At 64.1% G+C, this 20413-nt stretch carries 13 protein-coding genes; 4 read left to right on the top strand and 9 right to left on the bottom strand.

The window, feature by feature from the left end; genetic code table 11:
• The first annotated feature begins 1 nt into the window (after position 1).
• Together CFB89_RS29745 and asnB are read left to right on the top strand one after the other, a co-directional pair.
• Complete coding sequence (locus CFB89_RS29745; protein ID WP_089471083.1) at positions 2-1510, top strand: efflux transporter outer membrane subunit; 1509 nt, start codon at positions 2-4, stop codon at positions 1508-1510.
• Between the two features lie 572 nt (positions 1511-2082).
• Positions 2083-3903: an asparagine synthase (glutamine-hydrolyzing) gene (asnB, locus tag CFB89_RS29740; protein ID WP_089471082.1), complete on the top strand. Its 1821-nt coding sequence runs from the start codon at positions 2083-2085 to the stop codon at positions 3901-3903.
• A 245-nt stretch (positions 3904-4148) separates the two neighbouring features.
• Here asnB and CFB89_RS29735 read toward each other — a convergent pair whose 3' ends face one another.
• The 5 genes from CFB89_RS29735 to CFB89_RS29715 form a co-directional block, all read right to left on the bottom strand.
• Entirely contained in the window at positions 4149-5609 is a 1461-nt protein-coding gene (locus CFB89_RS29735) for a heavy metal sensor histidine kinase (RefSeq protein ID WP_089471081.1), read from the bottom strand.
• Positions 5606-6283, bottom strand: a complete 678-nt coding sequence (locus CFB89_RS29730) for a heavy metal response regulator transcription factor (protein WP_050014215.1) — start codon at positions 6281-6283, stop codon at positions 5606-5608. The genes CFB89_RS29735 and CFB89_RS29730 overlap by 4 nt, the downstream gene beginning before the upstream one ends.
• Before the next feature lie 320 nt (positions 6284-6603).
• Positions 6604-8004: an efflux transporter outer membrane subunit gene (locus tag CFB89_RS29725; protein WP_179233562.1), complete on the bottom strand. Its 1401-nt coding sequence runs from the start codon at positions 8002-8004 to the stop codon at positions 6604-6606.
• Positions 8005-8075: 71 nt separating this feature from the next.
• Positions 8076-10070 carry a MacB family efflux pump subunit gene (locus CFB89_RS29720; protein WP_089471079.1) on the bottom strand — a complete coding sequence of 665 codons (1995 nt, stop codon included), beginning with the start codon at positions 10068-10070 and terminating at the stop codon, positions 8076-8078.
• Positions 10071-10074: 4 nt separating this feature from the next.
• Entirely contained in the window at positions 10075-11256 is a 1182-nt protein-coding gene (locus tag CFB89_RS29715) for an efflux RND transporter periplasmic adaptor subunit (protein WP_089471078.1), read from the bottom strand.
• Positions 11257-12283: 1027 nt separating this feature from the next.
• Between CFB89_RS29715 and CFB89_RS29705 the strand changes: the two genes are divergently transcribed.
• Complete coding sequence (locus CFB89_RS29705; RefSeq protein ID WP_306427141.1) at positions 12284-13936, top strand: PAS domain-containing sensor histidine kinase; 1653 nt, start codon at positions 12284-12286, stop codon at positions 13934-13936.
• A complete protein-coding gene (locus CFB89_RS29700) occupies positions 13918-15297 on the top strand; it encodes a sigma-54 dependent transcriptional regulator (protein WP_089471076.1) in 1380 nt (459 codons plus the stop codon). The genes CFB89_RS29705 and CFB89_RS29700 overlap by 19 nt, the downstream gene beginning before the upstream one ends.
• An 80-nt stretch (positions 15298-15377) precedes the next feature.
• Here CFB89_RS29700 and CFB89_RS29695 read toward each other — a convergent pair whose 3' ends face one another.
• The 4 genes from CFB89_RS29695 to CFB89_RS29680 form a co-directional block, all read right to left on the bottom strand.
• Positions 15378-16943, bottom strand: coding sequence for a methyl-accepting chemotaxis protein (locus CFB89_RS29695; RefSeq protein ID WP_089471075.1), 1566 nt, complete (start codon positions 16941-16943; stop codon positions 15378-15380).
• A 101-nt stretch (positions 16944-17044) separates the two neighbouring features.
• Positions 17045-17518: a hypothetical protein gene (locus CFB89_RS29690; RefSeq protein WP_089471074.1), complete on the bottom strand. Its 474-nt coding sequence runs from the start codon at positions 17516-17518 to the stop codon at positions 17045-17047.
• A gap of 91 nt (positions 17519-17609) precedes the next feature.
• Positions 17610-18896 carry an MFS transporter gene (locus CFB89_RS29685; protein WP_089471073.1) on the bottom strand — a complete coding sequence of 429 codons (1287 nt, stop codon included), beginning with the start codon at positions 18894-18896 and terminating at the stop codon, positions 17610-17612.
• A gap of 48 nt (positions 18897-18944) precedes the next feature.
• Positions 18945-20369, bottom strand: coding sequence for a M20 family metallopeptidase (locus CFB89_RS29680; RefSeq protein ID WP_089471072.1), 1425 nt, complete (start codon positions 20367-20369; stop codon positions 18945-18947).
• Between the last annotated feature and the right edge of the window lie 44 nt (positions 20370-20413).

Here is a 20413-nt window from a genome sequence, read left to right as displayed (position 1 = left end):
CATGCGCCTTCTTCATCCGCTCCCGTTCGCTCGCCGCATCGTCGCGCTCGGCGCCGTCGCCGCACTGACCGCCTGCTCGACGCTGCCACCCTATTCGCCGCCCGCCGTCGCGGTGCCCGCGCACTACGCGGGCGCGCCGGCCGCACCGGCCGCGCAAGCCGGCTGGCGCGCCGCAATGCCGGCCGACGCCGCCGCGCGCGGCGCGTGGTGGACCGTGTTCGGCGACGCCGACCTGAACGCGCTCGAAGCGCGCGTCGACGTGTCGAACCAGACGGTGAAGAAAGCCGTCGCCGACCTGCAGCAGGCACGCGCGATGGTCGACTATCAGCACGCCGGGTTCCTGCCGACGATCACGGCAGGTGTCGCGCAAAGCCGTGCGCGCGTGTCGCAGAACCGGCTCGGCTCGTCGCTCGCCGGCAAGACGACGCCCGACTACCAGGCCGGCGTGGCCGCGAGCTGGGAGCCCGACGTGTTCGGCCGCGTGCGCGACGCGGTAACGGGCGCGCAGGCGAATGCCGCCGCGAACGAGGCCGACCTGCAGGCCGTGAAGCTGTCGGTCACGGCCGAACTCGCGACCGACTATTTCGCGCTGCGCTCGCTCGACACGCAGAAGCAGTTGCTCGACGATACGGTACATGCGTACACGGACGCGCTGACGCTGCTCAAGCAGCAACTCGCGGCCGGTGCGATCGACGCGTCGGCGGTTGCGCAAGCCGAGACGCAACTCGAATCGACACGCACGCAGGACACCGACATCGACGCGTCGCGTGCGCAGTTGCAGCACGCGATCGCGACGCTGGTCGGCGAGAGCGCATCGACGTTCGCGCTGCCGCCGCGCGTGCAGGCATTCCACGTGCCGGCCATTCCGGCCGGCGTGCCGTCGCAATTGCTGGAGCGGCGGCCCGACATCGCGGCGGCCGAGCGTCGCGTCGCGGCCGCGAACGCGCAGATCGGCGAGGCGCGCGCCGCGTTCTTCCCCGATCTCGTGCTGTCGGCCAGCGCCGGCCTCGAAAGTTCATTCTTCGCGCCGTGGCTCGCGGCGCCGAGCCTGTTCTGGTCGCTCGGCCCGCAACTCGCCGGCACGCTGTTCGACGGCGGTCGCCGCAGCGCGTCGCTGCGCGGCGCGCATGCGAAATACGACGGCGCGGTCGCCGATTACCGGCAAACGGTGCTCGTCGCGTTCCAGCAGGTCGAGGATCAGTTGTCCGCGATCGATGCGCTCGCGTCCGAAGCCGGCAGCCAGCAGCGCGCGACCGACGCGGCCGACCTGTCGCTGCGGCTGACGACGAATCGCTTCAACGCGGGCGCCGTCAGCTATCTGGACGTGGTGACCGCGCAGACGATCGCGCTGACGAACCGGCGCACGGCCGATCAGATCGACGCGCGCCGGATCGAGGCCGAAGTCGGGTTGCTGAAGGCGCTGGGCGGCGGCTGGCAGGCGAGCGCGAGCGCAAGCTCAGGCGCGGAATCGAAAGCCGACGCGAAAGTCACGAACACGATGTACCCGTAACGTTTTCTGCCCTTCACCCTGGTTGCCCCGCTTCTGGCAGTCGGAAAAATTACAGATGTGGGAGGGCGAGGCGATGAGTTCGTTCTGGCGTGTGTCCGGAGATACAGGGGCAAGTCCACTGAGCAGCAGCAGGCCGTTGTCAAGGTGTTTCCACGAAGTGCGTCGAACGCCAAACGATGGTGTTGAAGCGCGGGCTGGACGTTCGCCAACGCTCAATGTGAACCTCCGACACCCTGTAAAACAAGCACTGGTGTCGCCCCACCGGGCGTCGGACGATGATTGTATCGTTGTGCATGCACCCAATTTGTTGATCATCTGCTACGTGCACGCTATGCTCTTGTCATAAGTCGCTTTCCTCATCACGCCGCTCATGAACCCCATCTGACATTGCAAGCTCTTGAAGGCGCATTGGCCAAATCTTCGCGCATACACTCCCCATTTTTTGCATGAGCGCAACGCGTGCAGACACGAAAAGAACGTCGCTCTCAGCCTTTGCTGACGGCACTACCACGAGTTTTCCCAGTAGCAGTATCCGTGGTGACTGTTAGCAGAAACTTCGAACGGCAACAGCAATGGACCATGCTGTTGCCCGCCCCTGCTCAACTGGGCGTGCCCGTCTGATGTGCGGCTTGGCTGGGCTGATTCGCCATGACGGCCACGCGCCCGCACAGGTCGAGCGGGTGCTCGCGATGCGCGAGCGACAACGGCATCGTGGGCCGGATGGCCGCGGCTTATGGCATGACCAACACGCCGTGCTTGCTCACGACCGTCTGGCTTTACTCGACGCCGAACATGGCGCGCAGCCGATGTGCAGTGCAGACCATCGTTACGTGCTGGTCTACAACGGCGAGATCTACAACTACGCGGAGTTACGCCGCGAACTGAGCGGGCACTGGTCGTTCCGCACGAACACCGACACCGAGGTGGTGCTCGCCGCGTATGCGGTATGGGGCGAAGCGTGTCTTCGGCGCTTCAACGGCATGTTCGCGTTCCTGGTGTGGGACGCCCATCGTCAACGAGCCTTTGCCGCGCGCGACCGGCTGGGCGTCAAGCCGTTCGTTTATCTGCAGCAGGGGGCGGAATTCCTGTTTGCGTCGGAGGCCAAAGGACTGCTGCCTGCGATGCAAGCGCCGCGTGCGAATATCGACGCCGTGCTGGAATACCTGGTGGCGCCGTTCTTCAGCGGCGTGACCCAACCGATGTTCGATGGCATGGCGTACCTGCCGCCCGGCCATCTGCTGCGCGTGGATCGCGATGGCTTGCAGCTATCGCGCTGGGCGCCGGAGATTGCCGAAAACCCCGCTGCGAAGGCCGACGATGTCGCCCACGCGCTGCGCGAGCGCCTCGCCGCGGCTGTCCAGCGTAGCTTGATCGCCGATACACCGGTCGGCCTGTTTTTCAGCGGCGGCCTCGACTCCACGCTGATAGGCGGCCTGGCGCGAGCGGCTGGTGCGACACCGTCCTGCTTCACCATCCGTTTTGAAGATCACCATCGCTACGACTACACGCGTTCGCTGATCGTGGCTTCCGACGATCAACCTTTCGCCGAACAGGCTGCGAACGAATTGGGCCTGCCGCGCGAAGACGTCGCACCGACGCGCTCGACACTCGCCCAGGATCTGCTGCAACTGGCCACGCAAAACGATGCACTGCCCGCGTGGGAACAGGAGCTGGCGCAACATTACTTGGCGCGAGCCGCCAGCACGCGCGTCAAGGCGGTATTGGTGGGCGATGCCGCGGACGAAACGCACTACGGTTATCACTTCCTGCTCGACCCGCACGCCACCCGCGATCCGACCCATATCCTGCAGCGCTTGACCGCCGATCCCTATCTACGGCCCGGCGTGCTGGCGCAACCGTTGCAACACTACGGCGAGGTCTATCGCGAACTGGCGACCGCAGCCGGACACGATTGGCATACGCCCGCCTCGCGCGTGCGCGCCACGCAATGGCTGGTGCGCCATCGTTGGTTGCAGCGGCTGTTGCATAACGGCGATATCCACGGCATGGCGCATGGACTGGAAGCGCGCGTCCCCTTCAGCGATACCGAAGTATTGGACCTGGCTGCCACCATTCCGGCCGAGCTGGCGCTACGTGATGGCGTGGAAAAAGCCATGTTGCGTGAAGCGTCGCGCGGTGCGTTGCCGGAAGCCGTGCGCCTGCGCAGGAAGTCGGCCTTACCCAAGGATCAAGGCAACGGCGAGGCATTGCGCCAGCACGCCCGCGAAATACTGGCGACGGACGCCGACCGCATCGCCGGTTTGCTCGACGTACCGCGGCTGCGGCGCCGCTGCGCCGATCCGTCCCCGCTGAACGAGCACGAGCGCGCCGTGATGTTTCGGGCTTGCTCGCTCGCGCACTGGTCGCGGGTTCACGGCGTGAGCATGCCATGAGGCAGCCCTCGCTTTGCGTGGTGCCCGAGAACGAGCATCTCAATCCTCCTATCGAACCGGATCAGCGCGTGCGAACCGGTAAGCTTTGAGGTGGCGTTCTACGCGCCAACCATCCCGGCCTTGGTCGGATTGGTGAAGGCGCTGGGCGGCGGCTGGCAGGCGAGCGCGAGCGGTGACTCGAGATCAGGCGCGGAATCGAACACCGGCGCGAAGGAACCCGCGGCCGCCGTGCGCCCGTGCCGCCGTCAAGCAGCCGGCGGCCGGTTGAACGTAAGCACGAACCGCGTGCCGCGCGCATCGCTTTCGACCTGCGCGGTGCCGCCGTGCAGCTCCATCACCGAGCGCACGATCGCGAGGCCGAGCCCGGCCGTGCCGCCCGGCGCGCCGCCGCTGCGTGCCGGGTCGCCGCGCACGAACCGGTCGAAGATCCGCGGCAGCAGTGCGGGATCGATCGGCTCGCCCGGATTCGCGACGACGACGCGCACCGCGTCCGGCGTTTCGTCGACGGCGAGCGTGATGACGCCACCGGCAGGCGTGTAACGCAGCGCGTTCGCGAGCAGGTTGCCGACGGCCCGCCGAAACAGCTCGACGTCGGCGGTCAGTTGCCCGTGCCCGTCGACGCGCAGCGTCGAGCCCGCTTCGTCGGCGAGCCCCTCGAAATACTCCGCGATGCGCTCGAGTTCTTCACGCACGTCGAACGCGCGCTGCCGCGTGACGAAGCTCGGATGCTCGGCGCGCGCGAGGAACAGCACGTTCTCGATCATTCGCCCGAGACGGTCGTATTCCTCGAGATTCGATTCGAGCAGCGTCTGGTACTCGTCGACCGAACGCGGCCGCGCGAGCGCGACTTCGGTAGCGCCGCGCATGTTGTTCAGCGGCGTGCGCAAATCGTGCGCGAGATCGGCGCTGAATTGCGACAGATGCGCGAAGGCCTGCTGCAGGCGGCCGAGCATCGCGTTCTGCGCATCGACGAGCGCGCGCAGCTCGGGCGGTGCGCGCGATGCGTCGAGCCGCGTGTCGAGCTTGTCGACCGTGATCCGGCCCGTGTCGTCGACGATCTCGCGCAACGGCGCGAGCGCCCGGCGAATCAGCCAGTAGCCGAGCAGCAGCGCGAACAGCGCGCCGAGCCCGCCGGCGAGCTCGAGCCGGTCGCGATAGCCTTCGAGCAGATCGGCCCGGTCGCGCATGTTGCGCGCGATCGCGATGCGGATCGGCGTGCGGTCGCCGAGCGCGGCCTCGATCACGACGCCGCGCATCGGCATGCCGCCGTCGGCGGTCCACGTGACGAGCTGGTCGGTCGTGATCCGGTCGCTCGCGGGAACCGGCACCGCATGCGGTGCGAACAACTGCGCGTCCGCCAGCGGAACGGATGCGGCCGCGGGCGCGTCGTCGAGCGCGGCGAGCCGGACGTTGTGGCGCGCGAGCACGTCGCCCTGCGCATCGACGACGACCATCGACAGCGCCTCGTTGCCCAGCACCTGGCTCGTGAGTCGCTCCGCATGCGCGCGAACCGCATCGAGCGACTCGAGCTCGCCCGCGAGCCGGCGCGTGTGGCGCGCGGCCAGCACGATGTCGAGGTCGTCCTGCGTATTCACCTGCCGCTCGAGGCCCGCATACACATACGCGCCGACGAGCGCGAACGCGGCGAGCGTGGTCACGGCGAACGCGAGCGCGAGCGTCGCCGCAAGCGAGCGCGGGCGCGTCATGCGTCGTCCTTCGGTTCGAGCACGTAGCCGACGCCGCGCACGGTATGGATCAGCTTGACGGGGAACGCGTCGTCGATCTTCGCGCGCAGGCGCCGGATCGCGACCTCGACCACGTTGGTGTCGCTGTCGAAATTCATGTCCCACACGTACGACGCGATCTGCGTGCGGCTCAGCACCTCGCCCTGCCGGCGCGCGAGCAGCTGCAGCAGCGAGAATTCGCGCGGCGTCAGGTCGATTCGCGTCGCGCCGCGCTTCACGCGGCGGCGCACCACGTCGATTTCCAGATCGCCGACCACCAGGTGTTCGGTCTCGCGCGGCGGCCCGCGACGCGCGAGCGTGCGGATGCGGGCAAGCAGTTCGACGAACGCGAACGGCTTCACGAGGTAGTCGTCGGCGCCGAGTTCGAGGCCGTGCACGCGGTCCTGCACGTCGTCGCGCGCGGTCAGGAACAGCACGGGCGTCGTGTGCGTTTCGCGCAGCCGCTTGAGCACGCCCCAGCCGTCGAGCACGGGCAGCATCACGTCGAGCACGATCACGTCGTAACGCTCTTCCTGCGCGAGCATCAGCCCTTCGGCACCATCCTTCGCGAGATCGACGCTGAAGCCCGATTCCTCGAGCCCCTTCTTCAGGTACGCGCCCGTCTTCGGTTCGTCTTCGACTATCAGGATGCGCATGGCCGGCTCCGTCGCTTTGGTGGGGACATCCGGCGATGTTACCCGGAAATGGCGACACGGCTGCGCTCCGTGCAAGCGCGGATGGCGTAGATGACAAAACGGTAATCAGACGGTCAGCCTGGCGTGCGGCGCGGCGGGTCGAGCGTGCCCGCCTTCTGGTCGAATGCCTCGAACAGGACGCCAGCCCGGCGAACACGGCCCGGCCCGAGCGGCGGCTTCAAAACGGGCCCTCGACCACGATCGACAGGCCGTTGATATCCATCAGCGAGTCGACCGCGGTCTTCGAGTGGCAAGGCGTCTCGTCCGCACCTCGCCGCCGGCTATCTTCCGCCGAGCGCGACGTAAAGGGCGACCTGATTCGTGAGGATCGAATAGCGTGCGTTCGCGAGTTCGGCATCGGCGTTGCGGCTCGCCTGCTGCGCGTCGAGCCAGTTTTGCAGCGGAATCGAACCCGCCCGGTACTGCCAGCCGATGCGTTGCTCGCTTTGTCGTGCTGCTTCGAGCGCATCGGCCCATTGTGTGATTTCGGCCTGATAGTCGGCGCGCGCAGCAAGCGCGTTCTCCACATCAGCGAGTGCCTGATAAAACGTCCTGGCGAATGCCACCGCCGCGGCGTCATAGGCTGTTTGTGCCGAACCCACCTGCGCTTTCATCGTCCAGACATTCAGAAACGGCGCCGCGACATCGGCTGCGATCGTGCCGAGCGGGTTTTGCAACAGATTGCGCAATGCGTCGCTCGCGGTACCGGCCGACCCCGTCAACGTGAGGTTGGGGTAGAAACTGGTCCGTACGGCATCCACCCTTGCGAGCGTGCTTCGCGTGCGCAATTCCGCCGCCATGACGTCCGGACGGCGAACGAGCACGGAGGCCGGCACGCCCGCGGCGACGGCGGGCAACGGGGTCGTCAGACGCGCCGAAGGGACGACGAAGACTTCGCCTGGTGGCTGACCGAGCAAGATCGCGAGCGCGTTTTCGGTTTGTGTTCGCTGCGCCAGTAGAACACTGCGCGACGCGCGTTGCGACGCGAGCGATTGACGGGCCGCAAGCAGGTCCACTGCCGTAATCGCCCCCGACGCATACCGGACATTCGTCAATGCCAGCGTTTGCTCGCCGTAAAGAATCGATGCATCGCTCTGTTCGATCTGTTCCGTCAGCAGCGCGAGCAACCAGTAGTCTTGGGCGACCAGGGATGCGACGGTCATCTTGACCGTCCGCTCATCCTGCTCGGTTGCCCGCGCCTCCCAGCGCGATGCATCGGTCGAACTCGCCAGCGAACCCCATAGGTCGACGACGTAGCTAGCCGATGCGAGAAGCGACTTCGAATGCGACACGACGCGCGTGCCACGCAGCGAATGAGAATTCGACAACGCCGCACTCGAGCTGATCAGGGGCAATTGATTTGCGCGGGCGAGATCGACGGCAAATTGCGCCGCGCGCAGATTGACGACGGCGGTCTTGAGATCGTGATTGCCCGCCAATGCGCGCTCGATAAGCCGGTTCAGTTCCGGATCGCCGAACGCGTTCCACCACGGGTCGATATTCGCATCACCGCCGGGGTTCGCTGCCGTGTCCGCCGGCGACGACCTGGACGCGGCGGATTCTGCCTGCCAATGCCGGGGAATCGAGACGTCGGGCCGCGTCCATGTCGTGCGCGTCAACGTCCCGCATGCGGAGACGCCCAGCGACACGATCACCAAGGCGATCGTGCCGAATCGCGACATCGACCTGGACGCTCGAACCGGTCGTAGAACCGTACGTGTCAAAACAGCATGCAGTGAATGAGAGAACGTGTTCATTCGCGGGCCAGTGCTTCTGCCGGGTTGAGGCGCGCGGCCTGACGCGCCGGGAAGTAGCCGAACACGACACCGACGAGCGCGGCACTGGCGAACGCAGTCACGACCGAGTCGGGCGACAGCACCATGTAGAAGCGACTATGAGGCTCGGAAAAAAACCGGATGATCCCGAACGCAAGCGCCACGCCGACCACGCCACCGGCGACGCATAGCCAGACGGACTCGATCAGAAACTGATCGCGAATATCGGAGCGGCGAGCGCCGATCGCCATGCGGATGCCGATTTCATGGGTGCGCTCCGTCACCGACACGAGCATGATGTTCATCACGCCGATGCCACCGACAAGCAAGGAAATGCCCGCGATCGACGCAATAAAGAGGCGAAAAGTTTCGTTCGACGCCGTCGCGACCTGAAACAAGGCGTCCGAATTGAAGGTCGTGAAATCGATGGCGCCATGGCGCATCTTCAGAACCTTGTTGATGCCGGCAAGCGCGGCGCTCGAAGGTATGCCGTCGGCGAGCCGGACGGTCACGCTCTGGAGGTTGTACGAGCCGGTCATACGCGACATGACCGAGGTGTACGGCATATAGACTCCCAGCGTACCGGGTGCAAACGACATGGCGTTCGAACCCGCCACGCCGATCACATGGCCCGGCAGATTTCCGACGAGTACCACTTTCCCTATCGGCGAATCGGAGCCGAACAGCGTTTGCCGGGCCTTCTCATCGACGACGACAACCGGAGCGTTCGATTCGACCAGCGACTCGTCGAAAGGGCGGCCTTCGATCATATGGATGCCGTGGACGCGAAAATAGTCGGCGCCCGTGCCATGAACCGTCGCGGATACGTCTTTGTTGCCCACGCGAATCGTTCCTGTGCTCGTCACTTCCGGCGTCACGCTATCAATGTAGCTTTGCGCCTGCAGCGCGTGCACGTCGCCGAGACTCAGCGTATGAATCGAGTTCGCACGCAAGTCGCCGGCCATCCGTCCTGGATAGATGCTGATCGTGTCCGTACCAAACTGCCGTAAATGATCGATGATCGCCCTGCGGCTTCCTTCGCCCCGCGCGACCATGCAGGCGACCGACGCAATACCGGCAATAATGCCCAGCATCGTCAGGAATGAGCGCAGACGATGGTTCGCCGCCGAGTGCATGGCAAGCCGGAATGCTTCGATGAGCCGGCCCAATGCGAGCGGCTGCGCATTTTTGCGTCGAAGCAGGACCGCAGGCTCAATGGGCGAGGCAGACGGCACATCGCAGGCGTTCGCCGATCGCGTCGATTCAGGGCGACTGTCTCCGACGATGCGCCCGTCGCGAATCTCGATGATGCGGCGCGCATGCCGGGCGACGTCCATATCGTGCGTGACGATGATGATCGTATGGCCCTGCCCGTTGAGCTCGTGGAACAGCGCCATCAGTTCTTCGCCGCTCTGGCTGTCGAGTGCGCCTGTCGGTTCGTCGGCGAGAATGATGTCGCCGCCGTTGATCAAGGCGCGCGCGATGCTGACCCGCTGCTGTTGACCGCCAGAGAGTTGCATCGGCCGATGGCCGAGGCGGTCACCCAGACCCAAGCGCTCGAGAAGCTTCCTTGCTCGTCCGCGTCTTTGTTCCGCGTCGAGGCCCGCATAGACGGCAGGCGCTTCGACGTTGGCGAGTGCGGTCAGATCGTTCAGCAACTGATAGCGCTGGAATACGAAGCCGAAATGCTCGCGACGCAACTGCGCGAGCGCGTCCGCGTCGAGCGACTGCGTCTCGACTCCGGCGATCCGGTAAGTACCGGACGTCGGCGTGTCGAGACAACCGAGGATATTCATCAACGTCGATTTTCCCGAACCCGATGCGCCGACGATGGCCACCATCTCACCTCGCTCGATGCGCAGACCGATCTGGTGCAGGACGGTAAGCGCCGCCTCGCCGGCGCCATAGGTGTGGCTCACATTATCGAGTTCGATCAGCGCCGGATTCGACGTCCGTGCGTGTGGCGTGGACATTCCGTTACCCTGCCATGCCGTAAGGGTCACGCGGCCCGGCGCCGGAAGACTGACCGACGACGATACGATCGCCCGCCCCCAGGCCGCTGACGATCTGTACGACGGTGTCGTTGGCAATGCCGGTCCGTACCATCCGGCTCGTGACGGTGCCGTCGGCCGCCAGCACCCGCACCATCGCGCGCCCGTCGCGCGGCGGTGCGGTCAGTGCAGCGACCGGCAGGACCGCCACGTGTCGCGCCCGCGCAAGCACGACCGACACCTGTGCCGTCATCGAAATGCGAAGTCGATGATCGGGATTCGGCATATCGAGCCGGCCGTTGTAATAGATGGCCGTATTCGTCGCCGACGAAGTGGTCGTGGGACTGGTTGTCGTGTCGGTCATGATCGAGTCCGGCGCGGGCTCGATGGCTTTTAGCGTGGTTTCATATCGATGCGACGGGTCGCCGAGAATCGTGAAATAGGCGGGCAGGCCAGGCCTGAGCCGCACGACGTCGGCCTCCGAGATTTGCGCCTTGACCTGGATCGTGTCGAGGCGCGCGATCTTCACCAGATTCGGCGTCGTCTGATTGGCGTTGACGGTTTGGCCCTCTACCGCGAGCACGGCGACAACTTCCCCGTCGCTCGGGGCGACAATGCGCGTGTAGCCGAGCGTGACGCGCGCGGTGTCCACGTTGACCTGCGCTACCTTCATCTGGGCATGACTCGTTTCGACATTCGCGCGAGCCACGTCGAAGGCTGCCTGTGCCGTTTCCAAATCGGCATGCGCGCCGGCGTCATGTTCAGCCAGTTCCTTCTGCCGTCCCAGCGCGAGCCTGGCCTGGACAAGCGACGCCTCGCTCGAATGCACTGCGGCCACCGCGCTTTGCAATTGCGCCCGAGCCGTGTCCAATGCGTAGATCTGTGGCTGCGAGTCGATTTCCGCGATCAGTTGACCTTTCCTGACATGATCGCCGAGCGCCACGTGCATCGACTTGATCTGGCCGTTGACCTGCGCGCCGACGCTAACGAGATCCGCCGCGCGGATCGTTCCCACGGCCTCGACGGTGGACTCGATGTCCTGATACGAAACCTGGGCGGTAACGTATTGAATATTTGGCTTGTCGTGCCGTGTATATCTATATGCGACGACAGCCGCTGCGATAATCGCGAAAGCCAAGATGAAATACTGAATAATTTTCTTGTTCACGCCCCATCTGCCTTATTCTGCGAAGCCTTCGCTCTCTCGCTCGTTGTTGTCTCGCCTCCGAATTCCCGGATCGACACAGCGTCAACGGTCAATTCAGATTTCCGCATTGGCCGTCAACTTCGATCCGAATGCCATGGTAACCCGCGAAAACTGGAATAATTTTGCTTTTTCGTTCCCGCAAGGGGAGCAGCAGTGAGTGGTGGCATCAATGCGTCGGCGTAAAAACGGTATGAGATTCCACATGCGACGCCTGTATTAATTTAAAAAATAGCTCAGTGAAATAGCGAATCTGTCGGCCCCTGTGGTCACGTATCCAGAGTCGACTACAGCCACGGACGGGCTCGCTCCTCCCGTATCGAACAGCAAGACACGAACGTAGCATCGAGTACGAATTCGTAAAGATATTGAAAGACAATACGGTGCACGATTAGTAATATCGGGATCACGAAGGTTTGCAGCCAGTCGTCCAGCGCAGTGCCGACGCGCTCGTACGCGTCGTCGAAGCCGAAGCCCTCGGGGCAATCCGGCGAAGCATCGGTTTCGATCGACCCGCCGAATGCCGGGTGCAACGCCCGCGCGTTCGCGGCCTCGATCGATGTGATGCCGAGCCACGGCCGGCGAGGCCACCGAATGCACCTCAATAAAAGTCAGCCCGCCTACCTGCGGCACGGACCCATCTGCGTGCGTGCTCCGAAGGCCCGACCTGCTTGCGTGCAACGTCCCAACGCTGCCGGGATGACACTTTCACGCTCGCGGCGTGACGGTGTCGGTTCGGGACCGCATTGATTTATTGACCGCGCACCGCGCGCAAACGATTGCGCACAAGACGAAAGCAAAACGTTTATGTACCATTCAGATAATAAGGATCACTTCCAGATACGAACACGAACCGTGTCTGACACATGGATTTCATTATGTACTTAAGACGGGCGTGAAACGGGACGCTCGTCGCCCCGCGCCCATGTGGGTGCTTCCGCGCCTCCACCGCCTGGTTATTGCACATACCGCCTGCCCCATTGCTTCGAGCGTGACCGAAATCGGCGCGCTCGTCCGTCGCTCGATCGTCGACACACACGCGAACGCGATTGCCCTGCATTGCGCAGACCATTTCCATGAGCACCGACGTAGCACCCTTCAACGCAAGACCATGCCGCTAGTCAGACCGAGGTTTTCAACGCAATTGTCGCTACTCAGGGCACTTGCCGCAGTGTTGTGCGCGTCGCTGGTCGCAATCGTCTGGTTAATGGCCAGTTGCACCGAAGGCCAGCGGATCGCATCCGCCAGGCAGCGCGCGAGCGACGCGTGCGAGGCGATTGCTTCCCACTACACCCTGTCGTTACCGCACGCGACGGAGCCGAACGTTCAACTGTTGCACGACGTCCTCAACGCAGCCCTTGCCGCATCCGCGGGTATCGAGGGAGGGTTCTGGCGGGCTGACGCGTCGTATTCCGCGCCGCCGGCGAGTGCGCCCGAGCATGCTGGTGGATTCCTGGCCTACGCGTTTCCCTCTTACCCCGGCAGCGGCATCAAACGCGACATTCCGGAAGCGGAAACGCCGCTGATCCTGAGCGCACTCTCCGCTGCTTCCACCGCCGTTCGTACGGCCGCCGAGATAGTCGGACGCCGCCGCGAGGCAGTCATCGCGATCGCGTGCCCCGTGAACGGACATACCGGGCTCTATGCGTGGACCCTCGTGCGCGCGCAATCGATGCTGGTCCACCAAGGCGACACCATCGTAGCGACGTTCGCCGTCGTTCTGGCGGTGCTGTTCGCCGTTTCCCTGTATCTCGCATTCGCCCTGTGCGCATGGCGCGACAAACTCGTGCGGCTCGACACCGCGCTCTCGAACGACGACGCCGATTCGATCGGCAGCATCTCCTGCCCGGGCGAACCGGAGCTCGATCGAATCGCGCATGCATTCAACCGCTGGATTGCGCGTACCCGCGACGCTCGCGAACAGGCGAGCGAACTGGAAACCCGCCTCGCTCACGCGCATCGCGTCGCGCTGCTCGGCACACTGGCCGCCGAGGTTGCGCATGAAATCCGCAATCCGGCCGGCGCGATGCGCTTGAAAGCCGAGAACGCGCTGGCCGGCGATGCCTCCCGGCAGCAATCGGCGCTGCGCTCGATACTCGGCCAGATCGAGCGCATCGAAATCCAGGTGTCGAGGCTGCTGGCGCTCACCCAACCCGTTACGCCGCGCATCGAGCCGGTCGATCCGGGCACGTGGCTCCCGGAAAGCGTGCAGACGCATGACGAGCTCGCGCGCAGCAAGGGCGTCGCGTTGACGGTGGCCTGCACTATGCCGACCACCTCCACCGGAGAAACGACCGATCGCCCCGTTTTCGATCCCGCCCAGATGCGTCGTGCGCTCGACAATCTGATCGTCAATTCGCTGGCGCACGTTCGACCGGGCGGCACGGTTCACATCGAAGCCAGCCGTCGCGCTTCGCCATGCGGCATGCGCTTCGTGCTCGAAGTCGCCGACGACGGCCCCGGCGTGGCCGAAGCCGAGCGCGCGCGCATCTTCGAACCTTTCGTCAGTGCGCGGCCCGGCGGCTGCGGGCTGGGTCTCACCCTGGTTCGAGAGATCGCGGCGTCGCACGGCGGCAATGCCTATCACGCCGCCACCCCTACTGCCTGCTTTGTCATCGATATCCCATGGCGACCATCCTGCTGATCGACGACGACGATGCCTTCCGCGAAGGATTGTCCGAAACCCTGACCGATCTCGGTCACGAAACCCTATGCGCCGGCACGGGCGAGCACGCGCTCGCCCGCATCGAGCGAGGTCTGCAACCCGACTGCATATTCCTCGACGTCCGGCTGCCCGACATGGACGGAATAGCCGTGCTCGAGAAACTGCGGCGCGTCGACCGACTCGCGACGGTACCCGTCGTGGTATTGACCGCCTATGCCCGTAGCGGCAACACGATCGCCGCGATGCGCCTGGGCGCGTTCGACCACCTGGCGAAGCCGGTCGGCCGCGACGATATCGCGTGCCTGCTCGAGCGCATCTTCGCGGCGCATTCTCCGTCCGACGCCGTTGCCCATGCGCACGCGAACGTCGACACATTCGACGAGCCTGTCGGTGCGGAGCCGCGCTTGCTCGGCATCAGCGCGGCGATGCGCGAAGTACAAAAATGTATCGGCCGCGCGGCAGCGTCGGACGCGACCGTTCTCATCACCGGGGAAACAGGAACGGGCAAGGAAGTCGCGGCCAGGGTGCTCCACGTCGAGTCGTCGCGTAGCGGCCGCCCGTTCGTTGCCGTCAATTGCGCGGCGATTCCTCACGAGCTTCTCGAAAGCGAGCTCTTCGGCCATTGCAAAGGCGCTTTCACGGGCGCCACGGCCGCACGGACGGGCCGAATCGTCGAAGCCGATGGCGGCACACTATTTCTGGATGAAGTCGGCGACATGGCGACCTGCATGCAGGCCAAGCTGCTGCGCGTGCTGCAGGATCAGCAAGTCACCCCGCTCGGCGTCAACCGGTCCATTTCGGTAAACGTCCGCGTGATTGCGGCAACCCACCGGGATCTGCGAACCATGGTCGCGAACGGAACGTTTCGCGAAGATCTGCTTTACCGACTCAACGTCATCCCCATTCATCTGCCGCCGCTGCGCGAGCGGCTGGCCGATATCCTGCCGCTCGCCGTTCATTTTCTCGACACGACGTCGAACTCGACTACGACGAAGCGGCTGTCCGTGCAGGCGGAGCGCCGCCTGCTCGCGTATGCGTGGCCGGGCAACGTACGCGAGTTGCGCAACGCGATCGCTCGCGTGAATGCGCTCGCGCCCGGCGCCGTCGTCACCGGATGCGATCTCGCGTTCCTCGACGAACCGGGTGTTCCGTCGCGCGACGCGCTGCTGCCGGCGGCGATGCTCAATCGTCCGCTATCGGAGGCCCTCGCCGCCGTCGAGCGCGAGATGATCCTGCGCACGCTGTCACTCACCGGCGACAATCGCGCGGAAGCGGCGAAGCGGCTCGGCATCAGCCGCCAGTCGCTGTACACGCGCATGGCGAACCTCGATATCGGCTAGCGTCGGATTGCCGGACATACGGGTCCGGGCGCGTCGACACGCGCGCTGCCGCACCGCCGGCAAAGCCGCGTCGCCCGGCGCTACAGTGCTTCAGCGCGTCCAAGCTGAAAAACCGAGACGACCTCCACCAGTTCCCGTGACTGCTGGCGCAGATTGATCGCGGCCGCCGCCGTTTGCTCGACCAACGCGGCGTTTTGCTGCGTCGTGCGTTCCATCTGGCCGACGGCTTCGCCGATCTGGGCCACGCCGAGCGATTGCTCGGTGCTCGCGGCGCTGATTTCGCTCATTGTCTCGGTGACGCGACGAATCGAGTTCACGACTTCCGTCATCGCCACCCACGCGCGCTCGACTTCCGTCGAGCCTTGAGCGACGCGCCCCACGCTCGAGCCGATGAGCTTCTTGATCTCCCTGGCCGCGTCGGCGGAACGTCCGGCCAGGCTGCGCACTTCGCTGGCCACCACCGCGAAGCCTCTGCCCTGCTCGCCGGCGCGCGCGGCCTCCACCGCGGCATTCAAGGCCAGGATGTTCGTCTGAAAGGCAATGCTGTCGATGACACCCGTGATGTCCGAGATCTGGCGGGAACTGTCGTTGATGCCCTTCATGGTTTCCACGACCTGATTGATCACTTCGCCGCATTGCGCGGTCACCGTGGACGCATTCATCGCCAATTGATTCGCTTCGTGAGCGTTGTCGGCGTTCCGTGCGACGGTGGAACTCAGTTCCTCCATGGAGGCGGCGGTTTGCTCGAGCGCGCTGGCCTGACTCTCCGTGCGGGAACTGAGATCGTCGTTGCCCTGCGCGATTTCGGCGCTCGCCGCCGCGAGGTTATCCGAGCCGCGGCGCACGTTGGACACCACGCGAAGCAGTGCAGCCTGCATGTCACGCAAGCTGCCGAGCAATTGGCCGAGTTCATCCGTGCCATGAACGTCGACACGAACGCTCAGGTCGCCTCTGGCCACGCGATGCGCGACGTCCGTCGCGCGCATGAGCGGCCGGGTAATACTGCGGGTGATCAGCCATCCGCATACCACGCTCAGCAGCATGCCGACCATGCCGAACGCGATCATCAGCGTGCGCCCGAATCGATAATTCGCGTCGATCTCGGCCGCGAGTCCATCGATTTCTTCGCGCTGGTACTTCACCAACGCGTCGACCTTTTCGACAAGTTGCCGCGCGGTCGGTATGAACTGCTGTTCGAGCAACTGGTCGGCCTGTTCCGCCTGTCCTTCCTTCTTCAGCGCATAGATCTGATCCCGGATCGCGAGGAAGCGCTTGCGTTGCTCGCCGATGGCGGCGAACAAGCGCTTTTCCGCGTCCGACGTCATCAATGCCTCGATGGCCGTCTGCTTCGCCGCGGACACTTTCGATGCGGCAATGGCTTCGTCGTTGAAATAGTTGGCCAGCCCCGGATCGGCGCTCTTGGCAATCGCGGTAGTACGCGTGACCGCGACGCTGATTTGTCGGGACCAGTCATTGACCAGCCGCTCGGTCTGCAACGGCCTGGCAACCATGTCGCGGGTGGCCTGGGCAACGGAAGACAGACGCGCCAGTCCGATGACGATCCCGATCAACGACATCGCCAATACCATCGCAAAACCGAGCCCCAGCCGCTTGCCGATGTTCAACTTCGAAATAACGGTCAACATACCTGTCACTTGTTTGTGTTGTTGAAGAAATGGATGAATTGCAGATACGTGACTCGCAAGCGTATGTCGCGACATGCCGAAGCAAGACCATTTCTACTGCATCAAAAGATCAACATGTTCTCGGCGATCGCGTGCTTCAACTCCTTCAGAACGAGCGTGAGAAGACGAGATACCTGCATGTCGACCTCGTCGCCCTCGAAGGTAACGAGGGCCCGCACCCTGTTGCCTTCGATACCGCCGAGCCAGTCGAGGTCTTGCGGGCGCGTCGACCACACCAGCAACGGCACGCCTCGCGGCAATCGACTCGATCGGCAATCCGCGCGCGTGTTCGCCGCATTGGGACCGTCACCCGACATGAGCGACTCGCTCCATGCACGGTGGGCATCGACGGGATCGTCGATCTGGAGAAGCGCGACTTCCGGCATCGCCGAGAAGCAGGCGACGGCCGCCGAAACCGCGGCCGCGCCGGGGCTCGGATCGATGACGACACACACGCGGGCCCGCTCCGAAGGCGGTAACAGCCAATTCCACGTCGACGCGTCCGACGATATCGTGTCCAGTTTCCTTGCACTCATTGCGATCTCACCTCGCCTGTCGTCGAAACCGTCTCGGCCGCACCCGGCGAAGCCATCGCCCGGCGGTGCGGAGTTCTCTCGATGCGCTGCCTTATCGGAGATTCAACATTGATCGACAGCCGCGCAATGCCATCAAGCTCAGCACGCCGAGCAACATCAGGTAAAACGCCGGCGATGCCAGATTGCCGGTCTGATGGATCAACGAGGCGACGATCAGCGGCGCGAAACCGCCGAACAGCGTGACGCCGATGTTGTAGCTGATGGCCATGCCCGTCGCCCGGGTTTCCGTCGGAAATACTTCCGCCATCAGCGCGGGGAGCGCACCAAAATAGACCGCCTTCAGCGTCCCGATCCAGGCCATCATCGCGATGAGCCGTCCCAGATCGGGATGCGCCCCAAGCAATTTGAAGACCGGATAAATGGTCAGAATGAACGCGATCCCGGCCCAGATCATCAGCCTGACGCGGCCGATCCTGTCCGAGAGATAGCCGACGAACGGCGTCACGAACGTCAGGATGGCGCCGGTCAACATCGTTGCAATGAAGCCGAAACTGGCGGGCAGATGAAGTTCACGCACCGCGTAGGTCGGAATATAAAGAATGACGTAACTGGCGCCGGTGGAAAGGACGAGCGTACCGATCGCCAACAACATTCTGGTTTTCTGCTTGACGAACACTTCTCGTACCGGGAACGATGCGGGCCTTTCGCGCCTCGCGCCATCGGCCTCATGCACGTGCTTTCGCAAGTACAGGCCGACGGGGCCGATCAACACACCGAAGAGAAACGGGATGCGCCAGCCCCATGCGTCGATCGCGTCTCCGTCGAGGGTCATGGTCAGGAGAACGCCAAAACCGGCCGCGAGCATATAGCTCAACCCTTGACTCGCGAACTGGAAGCTGGCGAACAATCCCTTGCGTTCGGGACACTGTTCCACCAGAAACGCAGTGGTACTGCCGAACTCGCCGCCCGCGGAAAAGCCCTGAAGCAGTCGAGCGCAGATGACCAGAATCGGTGCGATCACGCCGATCGACGCGTAACTCGGCGTCAGTGCGATCGTCGTCGTGCCGACCATCATCGTCACGATCGACACCATCATCGATGCCTTGCGGCCGCGACGATCCGCATACGAGCCCAGCACGAGCGCTCCGATCGGCCGGGCCAGATACGAGATCGCGAACGTCCCGAACGTCAGAAGAAGGGATACCCCGCTGCTCGACGCCGGAAAGAAAGCCTTTGAAATCGAGATTGCGAAGAATCCGTAAATCAGTATGTCGAACCACTCCAAGGCATTGCCGACGGTTGCGGCGGACACCAGCCGCAACACGCTTGGCCCCTGCTCTCTTGTCGGCGCGGCATCCACCATTTCCATAGTACGCATCTCATTCTCCGTTAACTGACGATAACAAGTGCATTAAAAACGGGCGTCTCATGCCTGGGCGACAAGCGCTCCTTCCTTGCGCCGATCCCGGACGGCGGATGCCGACTCCCCGAGATCCCAAAATATGCCGGCCATGATCTGCAGCGCCTCGCGCGCGACACTTCCAAGCAGGTGTTCGTTCGGGGCATGCTGGGAGCAGGCGCCGTATGAGTGCGGAATCCAGACCGTCGGAAGGCCCAGCACCTCGGAAAAGACGTCGTTGGGCAGCGACCCGCCAAGATTGGGCAGCAAATCCGGCTGCTTGCCGGTCGTCCGCTCGATCGAATCGAGCGCCCATGCGACCCACGGATCTTCCGGCGGCAGGCGCGTGGCGCCCATCCGCTCGCCGATGGCCACCTCGACCCGATCGAACCCGCATGCGTCGAGGTGATGCCGCAGAACTTCTTCGATACGCTCGCAATCCGTACCGACGACGTATCTGAGTTGGCAATGCGCGTGTGCAACGGGCGGAATCGCGCCGATCGGGCTGGTCGGGTTGCCGGTGGTAAAAGCCAGGACTTCCAGCGCGTTCCATGCATAGACGCGCTCCGGGGTGGTCAAGCCAGGTTCGCCCCAATTGGCATCGACGTGGGGATCGTTGGGTCCGCCACCCACGGCAATATTTTTCAGCGCAGTCCGCACCGCATCCGGAATATGCCTAGGCAACAGCGCGTCGACGAGGATCCGCCCACGCCCGTCGACGAGCGACGAGATCGCGTTGGCGAGCACGGTGCCGGCATTACCGAGCGCCCCGCCCCAGTTTCCGGAATGATGGGCACCCGACCGGAGCCGGACGGAAAGCGTGAAGTTGACGAACCCGCGCGCCCCGAGAAAAACGCAAGGGACGTTCGATCTGGCCCGAGGGCCATCCGAAGCGATCAGAATGTCGGCGGCGAGAAGGTCCTTGTTCTGCTCGCAGACCGCGCGTAGCCCGGGCGACCCCGTTTCTTCCCCCATCTCGAGCAGCAGCGTCGCATTGAAACCCAGGCGTCGATTCCTGGCCTCGACGACTTGCTCCAGCGCGGCCAGGTTGATCGTGTGTTGCCCTTTGTTGTCCGCGGTGCCCCGCCCAAACCATCGGTCTCCTTCGACCGTGACGTTCCATGGCGACATCTGATCCTGCCACTGTCCGTCATGGCCACGGACGACATCACCGTGCCCATACATCAGGATCGTCGGAAGCGACGGATCCTCGATACGCGTCGCAATCAAAAACGGCGCGCTCCCCGCAACCGGGTTCTCGACGATACGAGACTCGAAACCCATACGGTCGATCGACGGCGCGATCTCGTCGACGAGGTAGGCTCGAAGCTCGCTTGCCCTTCCGGAATCCTGACTTTCCGTCATCATGTGGACGCGTCGCGCGAGATCTTTCAGGAAGCTTCCCGAATCGAAATATGTTGTGGCAGAGTCGATTGCTTGGTGGCGCGTCATGGAGATCCTCGCGTGTATCGTGGAAGAGCGGTTTGTTCAACCCT

Origin of the sequence: Burkholderia sp. AU16741, assembly GCF_002223345.1 — a bacterium.
Taxonomy (GTDB): domain Bacteria; phylum Pseudomonadota; class Gammaproteobacteria; order Burkholderiales; family Burkholderiaceae; genus Burkholderia; species Burkholderia sola.
This window is presented reverse-complemented; position numbering and strand designations above follow the sequence as displayed.

Excerpts from the sequence above, each read along its gene's own strand:
- CFB89_RS29745 (WP_089471083.1), top strand. The coding sequence starts at position 2 with ATGCGCCTTCTTCATCCGCTCCCGTTCGCTCGCCGCATCGTCGCGCTC.
- asnB (WP_089471082.1), top strand. The coding sequence starts at position 2,083 with ATGGACCATGCTGTTGCCCGCCCCTGCTCAACTGGGCGTGCCCGTCTG.
- CFB89_RS29735 (WP_089471081.1), bottom strand. The coding sequence starts at position 5,609 with ATGACGCGCCCGCGCTCGCTTGCGGCGACGCTCGCGCTCGCGTTCGCC.
- CFB89_RS29730 (WP_050014215.1), bottom strand. The coding sequence starts at position 6,283 with ATGCGCATCCTGATAGTCGAAGACGAACCGAAGACGGGCGCGTACCTG.
- CFB89_RS29725 (WP_179233562.1), bottom strand. The coding sequence starts at position 8,004 with ATGTCGCGATTCGGCACGATCGCCTTGGTGATCGTGTCGCTGGGCGTC.
- CFB89_RS29720 (WP_089471079.1), bottom strand. The coding sequence starts at position 10,070 with ATGTCCACGCCACACGCACGGACGTCGAATCCGGCGCTGATCGAACTC.
- CFB89_RS29700 (WP_089471076.1), top strand. The coding sequence starts at position 13,918 with ATGGCGACCATCCTGCTGATCGACGACGACGATGCCTTCCGCGAAGGA.
- CFB89_RS29695 (WP_089471075.1), bottom strand. The coding sequence starts at position 16,943 with ATGTTGACCGTTATTTCGAAGTTGAACATCGGCAAGCGGCTGGGGCTC.
- CFB89_RS29690 (WP_089471074.1), bottom strand. The coding sequence starts at position 17,518 with ATGAGTGCAAGGAAACTGGACACGATATCGTCGGACGCGTCGACGTGG.
- CFB89_RS29685 (WP_089471073.1), bottom strand. The coding sequence starts at position 18,896 with ATGCGTACTATGGAAATGGTGGATGCCGCGCCGACAAGAGAGCAGGGG.
- CFB89_RS29680 (WP_089471072.1), bottom strand. The coding sequence starts at position 20,369 with ATGACGCGCCACCAAGCAATCGACTCTGCCACAACATATTTCGATTCG.